The following is an 11,773-nucleotide window of genomic DNA, read 5'->3' as shown; positions in this document are numbered from 1 at the left end:
GCCTATCTCATCAAGACAATGAATTTATCGATACTGAGGCCAAAGTTCTTTTCCCAAATCAAGTTAAGGGCCCCATCCGGCTTGCCCAATTGCTTGGAAAAAAACAGCTCGGCCGCGGCCCGCAAATCGGCATCCTGCTTTCTAAAAGCCCAGCCTATTTCATCCAGAGGGCCGACCGGCATCATCACCGCCGATTTTTTAAAACTGTTTTTGGTCGCGTAAATTGCAAGATAAGCATCCTGCACGGTGAAATCAATATCACCAGCCTCAATCAAGCGAAAAATTTCATCGGCCTCTTCTTTGAAGATGATTTTTACCGGATTCTTCTGAAACTCCCCAGCATTCATTTTTTGGAGCCAGCCATGGTACGAACTATTCAAGGTAACTGCGGCGGACTTTCCAGCCAAATCGGCCACCGTCTTGAACTGATTTTTTTTATCCTTTCTTGCAATCACCATCATGCGGTTGATGTGCAAAAGAGCGAAATCCATCTTCTTCAAACGCCATTCATTGATTGACAGGCTGCTGGGATAAAAGTCGCATTGCCCGGCCGCCAACAATTCCGGCGTGTACGAATCGTCCCGCACGGTCTGCCCTTTGCTATTGTGGAATTGTTCATCCCAAGTCACACGCAGAAACTTCGGCTTGATATCTCTGCCCAGGCTGTGCGCAAATTCCAGCGCCTCCTCGTAGACCCTCCCGGAGAATTTGCAGTTATCTCGACAGCCCTCGGGGCTGGCACTGGCGATACCCGACGAGGTCGGCGCTATGCATATTCTCAGTTCTTTTGTCTTATTTATTTCCGCCAATGAACGTGCCGCTGCTGGCAAGCCATAAATACCAAGTATCAAGGGAATAAATAGACCCAATTTTGCAAAAATATTCATGACATTTAATGCTCCGCGTTAGCACATAAATTTCGCGACAAAACTATTGATCACTTGATAGACAGCATCAAGGTCGTGAAGTCGGTCAAGCGCGTGCCAAAGTGTTTTTGCCAACTCTGATTGATGGCTGAGTTGGGATCATTTCTCTGCGCGTCAAAAAAAGACTGCACGGCCGCTTGCAAATCTTTGTCTTGCTTGGCGAAGGCCCAGCCAATCTCCTCCAAAGGACCGACCGGGAAGGCCACCTGCGCATGCTTCAACTGATTGCGTACGGCCCAGAACGCCATGTCGGCATCGGTCACGATGAAGTCGACCGTGCCGGCATCCACCGCATGGAAACTCTGCTGCGTGGGCAGCAAAGCCAGTTTGATTGGCTTGTGAGCGAAGTCGGCCTGATTGCTGGCCAAGAGCCAGCCATGCCAAGACGAGTTCATTTCTACAGCGGAGCTCTTGCCCGCCAGATCGGCCTGTTTCTTGATCGAAGATTTCTGCGCCGCGTGGACGATCACCATGTTTCGGTTGGGCCGCAAGATGACGAAGTCCAGTTTCTTCAAACGCCAATCGATTTTGGTCAGGTTGTTGGGGAAAAAGTCGCAGCGTCCGCTGGCCAATAGGCGCGGTGTGTAGCTGCCCTCTTTCACTGTCTTGCCGCTCTGGTCGAAGAACTGTTCATCCCAACCCACCCGCATGAATTTGGCTTGCACGCCCTGGCCCAAGCTCTGAGCGAAGGCCAGTGACTGCTCATGAACAGGCCCGGAAAAGCTGCAGCCGTCCTTGCAGTCACTCGGTTCCACCGAGGAATAGCTGGGGTGAATGGGTGCCAGGCAGACGCGCAGTTCGCGACTCTGCTTGATCTCCTGCAAAGACCGCGCCTGCGCGGCGCCCAAGAGCAGCAGAGAGAGGGTTATGAACTGGAAAAATTGACGCATCGATGGGGTCCTTGACGTAGCGGGCAATGGCCGGGGATCGTGCGGGCAATGCCTCAAGGGCATTTCGCCAGCCCGGCATCGATGCTTTGGCGCAAGGCCAGTGCATCCCAGGGCTTGGCAAACAGTTGATGCAGACCGCCTTCTTGCTGCAATCGTTCAAGCGCTTCGTCACTGACCTGGCCCGACAGCATCACCGTCACCACGGTGGGGAAGCGCCGGCGCGCCTGAATCAAGAATTCATCGCCCTTCATGCCCGGCATCTGAAAGTCCGAGATGAGCACCAAGGGCGACAAGCCTTGGTCACTCAGCTCATCCAGAATCTCCAGGCCTTCATCGGCACTCTCTGCGATCTCGATCAGGTAGCGTTCGCCATAGGCGCTGCGCAACTGCTCACGCAAGGCCTGCAGGACGATCATTTCATCGTCCACGCTCAAGATAACGCCCTTGCCATTGCCTTTGCAGTCACCCATCGCTGCTCCTCTTAGAGATGCCCAACACAAGCAAGCCCAAGCTTTGCCTTAGAGCCTCCGTGCCTCAGTATCAGGGCGGAAACCGGCTAACAACTTCGAGAAATGGCCGCTGCGAACCCACCAGTTGGCTGGCGCGCCAAGTAAGGCGTGCGCAGCTATTGGGCAGCCCCTGCATGATCACCCAGCATTACCCAACATCACCCGGTTGCGCCCACCGGCTTTTGCCGCGTACAAGGCTCGATCCGCACGCTCGCCGACAGATGCGCTGGTGTCACCGGGCACATAGGCGGCAACCCCGAAGCTGGCGGTGCATTGGCCGACGTGGGGGAAAACGAAGCCTTCGATGCGACGGCGCAGCGTCTCTGCCGCTTGTGCGGCACCGTTCAAATCGGTGTCGGGGCAGATCACCAAGAACTCCTCGCCGCCCCAGCGTCCGGCCACATCACTGCCACGCACCCGCTCGCGCAAAATCTCCGCCAAGGCCACCAAGACCGCGTCGCCGGCGTGATGACCGAAGCTGTCGTTGACGAGCTTGAACTTGTCGATGTCGAGCAGGATCAAGGCGAAGCCGCGACCACTGCGCTCGACCGTAGCAAATTCGCGCTCCAACACCCGGTCCAGAAACAAGCGGTTGTAAAGCCGGGTCAGCCGGTCGGTGACGGACAGTGTTTCAAGCTCACGATTTTTTTCGACCAGCTCGGCAGTGCGCTGAGCAACGGTCAGCTCCAATTGTTCGTTCAGCCGCTGCAACTCATGCACATGACGGCGCAGGTCAACATCCATTTGGAAAGCGCGCAAGGCGGCCTGCACGGTCAAGCGGATGTCCTCGTTATGCCAGGGTTTCTGCAGGAAGCGAAACAACTTGGCCTCATTGATCGCCCGCTTGACACCGTCCAGATCACTTTGGCCGGTCAGCATGATGGTGAGTGCGTCCGGCACCCGCTGATGCACTTGCACCAGTAGTTCATCGCCGCGCATGCCCGGCATGATGTAGTCGGCAATGATCAGGGCCAGCTGATCCTCGCCTTGCGCCAGCTCATCCAGGATCTCGAGCGCCTCTTCGCCGCTCTGCGCAATCTCCAGCACCTGGCCGTCGACCAAGGACTTGGCCAGCACGGACCTCAGCGACATCAGCACGCTGCTGTCATCGTCCACGCAAAGAATCACCTGCCTACTCATCTTTGTAGTCTCCCTGCTGCTGCACTTGGCCAAGCGCTGCGCCTGCAGAACACTCAAGCAAATACCGAGCAGTTAAACGGTAACACAGGCTGCCCGGACTATCGGCATGCACAGTGCAAAACTGAAGTTAGACGAAACTGAGCCAGCAAGCAGACGCTGCACAGTGAGTGCGGCTCGGTGCGTTAACCGCCCTTTAGTGCCGCTTTGAGCTTGAGGCCCAGCTCGGGCCTGTCCTGGAACGGGTCGGTCGGGTTACGCCGCTGCAGCACATCATCCATGCGCGTTTGCACGCTGCTCAGCGCCTGCGGGTGGCTGAACACATAGAACTGCCGCTCATCCATCGCCGCAAACACCATGGCCGCCACTTCGGCCGCCGTGACCTTGCCCGAATTGACCGCCTTGTCGCTCATCGCCTGCCCGATCAGCTGACTCTGCGTGGGCCGGCTGCCCTTGAGTTCGGCCGGACGGTTGCGGTGGCTTTGAGCAATGCCGGTGGGCACAAAGAAGGGACACAGCAGCGAGCAGTGAATTTGCTCAGTGACCAGGGCCAGGTCTTGATAGAGGGTCTCGCTCAAGCTCACCACCGCATGCTTGGAGACGCTGTAGACGCCCATATTGGGCGCATTGACGACGCCGGCCATCGAGGCGGTGTTGACGATATGCCCTTCAAATTCGGGGTCAGCGGCGGCGGCAGCCAACATCATCGGCGTGAACAGGCGCATGCCGTGGACAACGCCCATCACATTGACGCCCAGCACCCAATCCCAATCGGCCAAGGTGTTTTCCCAGATCAACCCGCCCGAGCCCACGCCGGCGTTGTTGAAGACGAAATGGGGCGCGCCGAAGCGCAGTTGCACGGCGGAGGCCAAGGCCTCCATCTCGGCCGCCTTGGCGACGTCCACGCGTTGCGCCAGCACCGCATGCCCGTCAAACTCGGCCGCAGCCCGCTCCAAGGCGTCGGCCTGTACATCGCACAAGACCAGATTCATGCCGCGTGCGGCGGCGATGCGCGCCACCTCCAGGCCAAAACCCGAAGCTGCGCCGGTGATGACGGCGGTCTTGCCTGCGTAATTCTTCATAGCGCAGCTTTCCCGTGAATCATGTCGATATGCACAATGCCGTCCTCGTCATAGGGCTCTGAAGTCTGCACAAAACCCAGGCCGGCATAAAAGGCCAGCAAATAGGCCTGCGCGCTGATGGCGACGGCCTGCCCCGGCCAGAGCCTTTCGCAGGCCAGCAAGGCTTGCTGCATCAAGGCCCGCCCCGCTCCGCTGCCGCGCGCGGCCGGCGCCGAAACGACCCGGCCGATTTCAGGCAGCACATGGCCCGGCCCCTTGGCCAGGGGCGGCAACAGGCGTGCGCTGGCAAGTAGCTCGCCGCTGGCTTCATCAAAGCCCAGCAGATGCCAAGCCAGCAGATCGACGCCATCCGGGTCCAGGTAAACACAGGCCTGCTCCACCACAAAGACCTGCGCGCGCAGCGCCAATGATTGATAGAGCGCCAGCGGGCTCAACTCCGCCAGGGGCGCACAGGTCCAGCGCAGGCCCATCAGACCAGCTTGACCAGTTGTTTGCCGAAGTTCCGGCCCTTGAGCAGCCCCAAGAAAGCCTCGGGCGCGGACGCAATGCCTTGCGCCACCGACTCGCGGAACTTCAGCTTGCCGGTGGCGACCATGCCGCCCAGCTCCTTCAAGGCTTCGGGCCAGACCTCCATATGCTCGCTGACGATAAAGCCCTGGAACTTCATCCGGTTGACCAGAATCAGCTGCGGTGCGCTCATCGGAATCGGCTCGCCGTTGTAGCCAGAAATCATGCCGCACATGGCAACGCGGCTGAAGGCATTGGCGCGCAGCATCACTGCGTCCAGAATCATGCCGCCGACGTTTTCGAAATAGCCGTCCACACCGTCCGGGCAAGCGGCCTTCAAGGCTGCTGAGAGGGATTTCAGGTCGCGATGCTCTTTGTAGTCGATGCAGGCATCAAAGCCCAGCTCCTCGACCACATAGCGGCATTTATCTGCGCCACCGGCCAGGCCCACGGCGCGCGCGCCGCGTGCCTTGGCCAACTGCCCCACGACAGAGCCGACCGCGCCGCTGGCGGCACTGACCACCACCGTCTCGCCGGCCTTGGGGTTGATGATCTTGACCAGCCCGTACCAGGCGGTAACACCCGGCATACCGACCGCGCCGAGGTAGGCCGACAGCGGGATATGCGTGGTGTCCACTTTTTGAATCACCCCGCGTTGATTGGCGTCGACGACAAAGTACTGCTGCCAGCCGCCCATGCCGACGACCTTGTCGCCGACCGAAAAGGCTGCGTTCTTGCTCGCCACCACCTCGCCGACGGTGCCACCCATCATCACTTCATTCAAGGGCTGGGGCTGGGCATAGCTCTTGCCGTCATTCATGCGGCCGCGCATATAGGGATCCAGGCTCAGGAAGTGGTTGCGGATCAAGACCTGACCCTCGGCCAACTCCGGCACAGCGGCCTCCACCAGTTTGAAGTTGTCCAGCGTAGGCTCGCCTTGTGGGCGTGACACGAGCTGGATTTGCGCATTGATAGGGTTCATGGGGTATTCCTTCAGAGGGCTAGAGCTTGCAAAACGAGGATTGAATCATGCGGCCAAGAGCAGGTCCGTCCCTTGGGCGACATAACAAAGCAGACAGAAAGGCAGGATTTGACGGGCGCGGCTCAAGTTCCACCCGCCCCGGCCGATAGCCCGCCATGCACAGCCGGGGCCTGGATGGATGCTTTGCGCCATCTCGCCGTAGCTTGCTCTGCAGGTTTTCAGAAAACCCCGCAATGGTTCCATCAAATTGAGAGCTCAGCGCCAAAATTCATTCAGCCTCCAACCGGGAGATTTTTCATGCAAATGTCCGACTACAAGATATCCACCAAGTTGGTGGCGGCTTTTTGTGCTGTCGCCCTGATTGGCGCAGCTCTTGGGGCATTTGCCCTGTTCAATATGAAACGCATCAACGATGCGGACACCCGGCTCTATGAGAGGGAGCTGGTTGGGCTGTCCTTGATCAAGGAGGCCAATGCGCAGCGCTTGCAGGCCCTGGTGGCGGTGCGGGACACCTTGCTGGCAACAGATGCCCAAGAGCGCGATCAGGCCCTGGCCTTGATGAGCGAGGCGCGCAAAAAATATGCCGACTTGCTCGAACAAGCAGCCAAGCTCAGCACCAGCGACAAGGGCCGCGCCGCTCTGGCAGACTTGCGCGCCTTGTCCGAGAAGGATCAGCAGATCGCCCAGGACTTGGTCAAACGCATCCAAGCCACCGACTTGAGCGGCTCCAACGAAAGCATCAAGTTCATCAAATCCGATGTCACGCCGCATGGCATACAAGTCGACCGGGCTTTGACGGCGCTGTCCCAGCTCAAAGAAGTCGAGGCGAAGGCGGTGTCAGACGGCAATGACGCACTGTATGAAAACAGCCGCAACATCACCGTGACCTTGATTTTGCTTGGCGTGGCAGCCGGCGTGGGTCTAGGTCTGGCCATCAGCCGCCATGTGACGGCGCCGCTGGCACATGCCGCCGCCGGAGCGCGGGCGATGAGCGAAGGCGATATGACGCAAGACCTGAGCGTTAGCGGCAAGGACGAAACCTCGCAACTGCTGCAGGCCCTGGACGAAATGCGCCGCCGCCTGCAAGGCATTGTCTCCAGCGTGCGGGAAAACTCCGAAAGCGTGGCCACCGGCAGTGGCCAGATAGCCCAAGGCAATGCCGACCTGAGTCAGCGCACCGAAGAGCAGGCCAGCGCACTTGAAGAAACCGCCGCCACCATGGATGAACTCAGCTCCACCGTGCGCAATAACGCCGACAACGCCAAACAAGCCAATCAGCTCGCCTTGAGCGCCTCCACCGTGGCCCAGCAAGGCGGCGCGGTGGTGGGCGAAGTGGTCGAGACGATGAAGGGCATCAACGACAGCTCGAAGAAAATCTCCGACATCATCAGCGTGATCGACGGCATCGCCTTTCAGACCAATATCCTGGCGCTGAATGCGGCGGTGGAAGCGGCCCGCGCCGGCGAGCAAGGGCGCGGCTTTGCGGTGGTGGCCAGCGAGGTGCGCTCGCTGGCTCAGCGCAGCGCCGAGGCCGCCAAGGAAATCAAGACCCTGATCAACGCAAGCGTGGAGCGGGTAGAGCTTGGCACGGCTTTGGTCGACAAGGCGGGCGTGACCATGACCGAGATCGTCGGCTCAATCCGTCGGGTGGCCGACATCGTCGGCGAAATCAGCGCGGCCAGTTCGGAGCAGAGCTCGGGCATCGCGCAGGTCGGTGAGGCGATCACGCAGATGGACAAGGTGACCCAGCAAAACGCCGCCTTGGTGGAAGAAAGCGCCGCCGCCGCCGAGAGCTTGCGCCAGCAAGCCGATCAGTTGGTGCAGGTGGTGGCGGTGTTCAAGCTGCGCTGAAAGCCCTGTTCGGCTGAGACTTTCGGCTGAGGCTATCGGCTGAGATTGTCAGACGGGCTCGTCAGCTCCTGCGCGCTGCAAGCTCTTGACACTGCGCCCGCGCGCCGGCAGCGCCTTCAGGTATTTGAAGGTGGCCGTGGCATGCGCACAGAGCTTGCCGTCTTCGCCGTAAATGCTGCCCTCGCAAAAAGCCATCGTCGCCGTGCCATGCAGCAACTTGCCCACAGCACGCAACTCACCCTCGCCCGGACGCATAAAAGTAGTCTTCATCTCGATGGTGACCACGCCCGGCCCCATGCCGGCCGCACTCATATGAATGCTGCGCGCGGCATGCGCCATCGCCACATCCAGCATGGTCATCAAGACGCCGCCGTGCGCGACCTCCCAGGAGTTCAGGTGGCCTTCCTTCAGGTCGACCCGCAGTTCCGCCTGACCGTGGCCCATGCTGTGCAGGTCCAGCCCTAACTGCTCAACAAAGGGGATGTGAACCGGGAACTTCAAAGTGGCTTGTGCTTTTGACTGTGTTTTTGACTGTGTTTTTGAATTTGGCATGGGCGAAAAGAGCTCCAAAGCTGCTTGCAATGCGCCAAGGATAGCCGCTCGTGGTTGACACAAGCTTACTTCCAGCGCGAGCGCAGCCAGATCATCAGCACGCCGGCCAGCACAGCCAAGGCGCCCTTGCCCAGCAGCAGGTAAGCCAATACTTCAGCGTCCGTCATGCCGTCTCCCTTGCCGCCCACGCTATGCGGGCCGAACTGCCACAGTGCCAGGCCCACGACAAAGACCAAGAGCCCGCCGTAGATAAAAATCCATACCAGGCGCTCTATCCAGAGCAGGGCCTTGGCACTGACTCGTCTGCCACCCGCTTCTTCAGCCATCAGTTTGTCCCTTAAAACCAAGCATCCGGCATATCTTTGCACAAGGGCTCGCGGCGGCTGACCACGCCCAGCCAAGCTTCGATCTTGGGTAATTCATAGGCAAAGAAATAGCGGCAAGCCGCTTGCTTACCCTGGGCGAAGTCGCTTGGCGCTCCCTGCCCCGCTTTCAAGGCCACATCCAGCCAAATCCAGGCCAGCACCAAGTGACCAAATGCCTGCAGATAGGGTGTGGCGTTGGCCAGCGCTTCTTCCGGCTCGCCGCTGCTCCAGGCATTCTTGGTGGCGCGGCCAACATTGGCCAGCGCCGCCGCCAAGGCATTGCCAAGCTCCGCCAATTCGGGCTGTTGAAGTGCGGCCTCAACCGTGAAGTTGATGCGTGCGGCCAGCGCCAGCAAAGCCTCGCCGCCATTCATCACGACCTTGCGGCCTAAGAGGTCAAGCCCATGAATGCCATGGGTGCCCTCGTGAATCATATTCAGCCGGTTGTCGCGCCAATATTGCTCGACGGGGAAATCGCGCGTGTAGCCGTAACCACCCAAGACCTGTATCGCCAGCGAGTTGGCCTCCAGGCACCATTCGCTGGGCCAACTCTTGACGATAGGGATCAAGACCTCCAGCACCAGCTTGGCCTCCTTGGCCGCGTCGGCCGCGCCGCTGTGCTGCTCGTCGACCAAGCGCGCGCAGAGCAGCGCCAGCGCCAGGCCGCCCTCGACATAGCTCTTTTGTGCCAGCAACATGCGCTTGACGTCGGCATGTTCGATGATGGGACGCTGCGGCTGGGCGGCGTCCTTGCCGGCAGGGCCGATCGCCCTGCCCTGCGAGCGTTGACGCGCATAGGCCAAGCTGGCTTCATAACCCGCGTAACCCAACATCGCAGCGCCCAGGCCCACGCCGATACGCGCTTCGTTCATCATGTGGAACATGCACTTGAGGCCCTCGCCGGGCTGGCCGACCAGATAGCCAACTGCTCCTTCGCCGGCCTCGCCAAAGTTCAGCAAGCAGTTGCTGGTGCCACGAAAGCCAAGCTTGTGGTTCAAGCCAGCCAGCCGCACATCGTTGCGCTCGCCAGTCAACTGGCCGTCGGCACCCACCATCCTCTTGGGCACGATGAACAAGGAAATACCGCGCGCGCCGGCGACGAGCTTGCCGTCCGGGCCGGGAATTTTGGCCAGCACCAGGTGAATGATGTTCTCGCTCAGCTCGTGCTCGCCGGCCGAGATCCACATCTTGTTGCCCCACAACCTAAAGCGTGAGCCCAGCGGATCGTAGGCAAACTCCAGCTCGGCCCGGGTCGTGATGTCCGACAGGGACGAGCCCGCCTGCGGCTCGCTCAAACACATGGTGCCGAACCAGCGCCCTTCGAACTCGGCCGCTGCAAAAACCTCGCGCTGTTTGGCCGTGCCATGCGCCATCAATAGATTGGCATTGCCGGCGGTCAGCATCGCGTAGGCGCCTATGGCCACATTGGCCTTGCTAAAGAAAGCGTTCGCCGCCATCTCGATCACGCAAGGCAGCTGCATGCCGCCGATCGCGTAGTCTTGCGCGGCCGCCAACATGCCCGAGGCCACATAGGCATCGGTCGCGGCTTTGGTGGCGGCTGGCAAGTGCACGCGCTCGCCATCGAAGCGCGGCTCTTCGGTATCGGTCAGCCGGGCAATCGGTGCGAACTTTTCGCGGGCGATTTTTTCGCAGGTGTCGAGCACGGCGGCAAATGTCTCGCCGCTATGCTCGGCAAAGCGCGCGCGCAGGGTCAGGTCTTGCACCCCCAGCCAATCGTTGAGCAGAAAGTCCAGGGTTTGTCGCATGCCTTGTCCCTAATTGAGGAAACTGCTCAGAGCACTTCAAATATTCCCGCCGCACCCATGCCGCCACCGATACACATGGTCACGCAGACGCGCTTGGCGCCGCGCCTGCGACCCTCGATCAGCGCATGGCCGGTCAAGCGCTGGCCCGACACGCCATAAGGGTGGCCCACCGCGATCGCGCCGCCGTTGACATTGAGCCTGTCCATCGGGATACCCAAAGTGTCGGCGCAATAGAGCACCTGAACGGCAAAGGCTTCGTTCAACTCCCACAAATCAATGTCGGCGACCGTCAGCCCCAGGCGCTTCAGAACCTTGGGGATGGCGTAGACCGGGCCAATGCCCATCTCGTCCGGCTCGCAGCCCGCCACCGCAAAGCCCAAGAAGCGGCCCAGCGGCTTGAGACCATGAGCCTCGGCATAGCGCTCGCTGGTCAGCACACAAGCACCGGCGCCGTCGGAGAACTGGCTGGCGTTGCCCGCAGTCACCAGGCCGCCGGGCACGGCTGAGCGAAGATCCTTGATGCCCTCGTACGTGGTGCCCTCGCGCAGGCCTTCATCGACGCTAACGGTAACTTCACGCGTGCTCAGGCCTAACACCTTGTCGACCACGCCCATGGTCACGGTCATGGGGGCGATCTCCTGCGTGAAGATGCCGGCGGCTTGCGCTGCGCAAGCGCGTTGCTGGCTCTGTGCGCCGTATTGGTCCATGCGTTCGCGGGCAATCTTGTAGCGGGTCGCTACGTTCTCGGCCGTTTGCAACATCGTCCAATAGATTTCAGGCTTGTTCTTGGCCAACCAAGGGTCGCTGATCATGTGGCGATTGGCTTCGTTTTGCACGCAGGAGATGCTCTCCACGCCGCCTGCCACAAACACCTCGGCCTCGCCGGCGATGATGCGCTGCGCGGCAAGCGCAATCGACTGCAGGCCGCTGGAGCAAAAGCGGTTGATGGTGAAGCCACCGACCGTGATGGGAAGGCCGGCGCGCAGCGCGACTTGGCGGGCAATATTGTTGCCGGTCGCACCTTCAGGGAAGGCGCAGCCCATCACCACGTCTTCAATGTCTGCGGCGTCAATGCCGGCGCGCTCAACGGCGGCCTTGACCGCATGACCGCCCAAAGTGGCGCCATGGCTCATATTGAAGGCGCCCTTCCAGCTCTTGGCCAAAGGGGTGCGGGCGGTGGAAACGATGACGGCTTTAGTCATGATG

General features: G+C 60.2%; 12 protein-coding genes. 1 reads left to right on the top strand and 11 read right to left on the bottom strand.

Annotation, left to right across the window (positions count from 1 at the left end):
• Window positions 1-2 precede the first annotated feature (2 nt).
• The 7 genes from PRZ03_RS06600 to PRZ03_RS06570 all read right to left on the bottom strand — a co-directional run bounded on the left by PRZ03_RS06600 (window position 3) and on the right by PRZ03_RS06570 (window position 6,033).
• A complete protein-coding gene (locus PRZ03_RS06600) occupies window positions 3-887 on the bottom strand; it encodes a substrate-binding periplasmic protein (protein WP_273599557.1) in 885 nt (294 codons plus the stop codon).
• A 50-nt stretch (window positions 888-937) separates the two neighbouring features.
• A complete protein-coding gene (locus PRZ03_RS06595) occupies window positions 938-1,816 on the bottom strand; it encodes a transglycosylase SLT domain-containing protein (RefSeq protein WP_273599556.1) in 879 nt (292 codons plus the stop codon).
• Window positions 1,817-1,869: 53 nt separating this feature from the next.
• Window positions 1,870-2,286 carry a response regulator gene (locus tag PRZ03_RS06590; protein WP_273599555.1) on the bottom strand — a complete coding sequence of 139 codons (417 nt, stop codon included), beginning with the start codon at window positions 2,284-2,286 and terminating at the stop codon, window positions 1,870-1,872.
• A gap of 177 nt (window positions 2,287-2,463) precedes the next feature.
• Window positions 2,464-3,465 carry a GGDEF domain-containing response regulator gene (locus PRZ03_RS06585; protein ID WP_273599554.1) on the bottom strand — a complete coding sequence of 334 codons (1,002 nt, stop codon included), beginning with the start codon at window positions 3,463-3,465 and terminating at the stop codon, window positions 2,464-2,466.
• 182 nt (window positions 3,466-3,647) lie between these two features.
• On the bottom strand, window positions 3,648-4,544 hold the full coding sequence (locus PRZ03_RS06580; RefSeq protein ID WP_273599553.1) for an SDR family oxidoreductase: 897 nt from the start codon (window positions 4,542-4,544) through the stop codon (window positions 3,648-3,650).
• Complete coding sequence (locus PRZ03_RS06575; RefSeq protein WP_273599552.1) at window positions 4,541-5,014, bottom strand: GNAT family N-acetyltransferase; 474 nt, start codon at window positions 5,012-5,014, stop codon at window positions 4,541-4,543. The genes PRZ03_RS06580 and PRZ03_RS06575 overlap by 4 nt, the downstream gene beginning before the upstream one ends.
• Window positions 5,014-6,033, bottom strand: coding sequence for an NADP-dependent oxidoreductase (locus PRZ03_RS06570; RefSeq protein ID WP_273599551.1), 1,020 nt, complete (start codon window positions 6,031-6,033; stop codon window positions 5,014-5,016). Before PRZ03_RS06570 ends, PRZ03_RS06575 begins: the two co-directional genes overlap by 1 nt.
• A 297-nt stretch (window positions 6,034-6,330) precedes the next feature.
• Here PRZ03_RS06570 and PRZ03_RS06565 point away from each other — a divergent pair, with 297 nt between their 5' ends.
• Window positions 6,331-7,884 carry a methyl-accepting chemotaxis protein gene (locus PRZ03_RS06565; protein ID WP_273599550.1) on the top strand — a complete coding sequence of 518 codons (1,554 nt, stop codon included), beginning with the start codon at window positions 6,331-6,333 and terminating at the stop codon, window positions 7,882-7,884.
• Between the two features lie 48 nt (window positions 7,885-7,932).
• Here PRZ03_RS06565 and PRZ03_RS06560 read toward each other — a convergent pair whose 3' ends face one another.
• The 4 genes from PRZ03_RS06560 to PRZ03_RS06545 all read right to left on the bottom strand — a co-directional run bounded on the left by PRZ03_RS06560 (window position 7,933) and on the right by PRZ03_RS06545 (window position 11,769).
• A complete protein-coding gene (locus tag PRZ03_RS06560) occupies window positions 7,933-8,436 on the bottom strand; it encodes a PaaI family thioesterase (RefSeq protein ID WP_273599549.1) in 504 nt (167 codons plus the stop codon).
• A gap of 65 nt (window positions 8,437-8,501) precedes the next feature.
• Entirely contained in the window at window positions 8,502-8,762 is a 261-nt protein-coding gene (locus tag PRZ03_RS06555; protein WP_263533155.1) for a hypothetical protein, read from the bottom strand.
• Between the two features lie 11 nt (window positions 8,763-8,773).
• On the bottom strand, window positions 8,774-10,567 hold the full coding sequence (locus PRZ03_RS06550; RefSeq protein ID WP_273599548.1) for an acyl-CoA dehydrogenase: 1,794 nt from the start codon (window positions 10,565-10,567) through the stop codon (window positions 8,774-8,776).
• Window positions 10,568-10,593: 26 nt separating this feature from the next.
• The gene (locus tag PRZ03_RS06545; RefSeq protein ID WP_273599547.1) at window positions 10,594-11,769 is read right to left on the bottom strand and encodes an acetyl-CoA C-acyltransferase; all 1,176 of its coding nucleotides are present in this window, start codon (window positions 11,767-11,769) and stop codon (window positions 10,594-10,596) included.
• Window positions 11,770-11,773: the final 4 nt, after the last annotated feature.

The sequence above is a fragment of the Roseateles albus genome (assembly GCF_028595345.1).
GTDB lineage: Bacteria > Pseudomonadota > Gammaproteobacteria > Burkholderiales > Burkholderiaceae_C > Paucibacter_A > Paucibacter_A albus.
The sequence above is the reverse complement of the archived record's forward strand: the minus strand, read 5'-3'. Positions and strand labels throughout refer to the sequence as shown.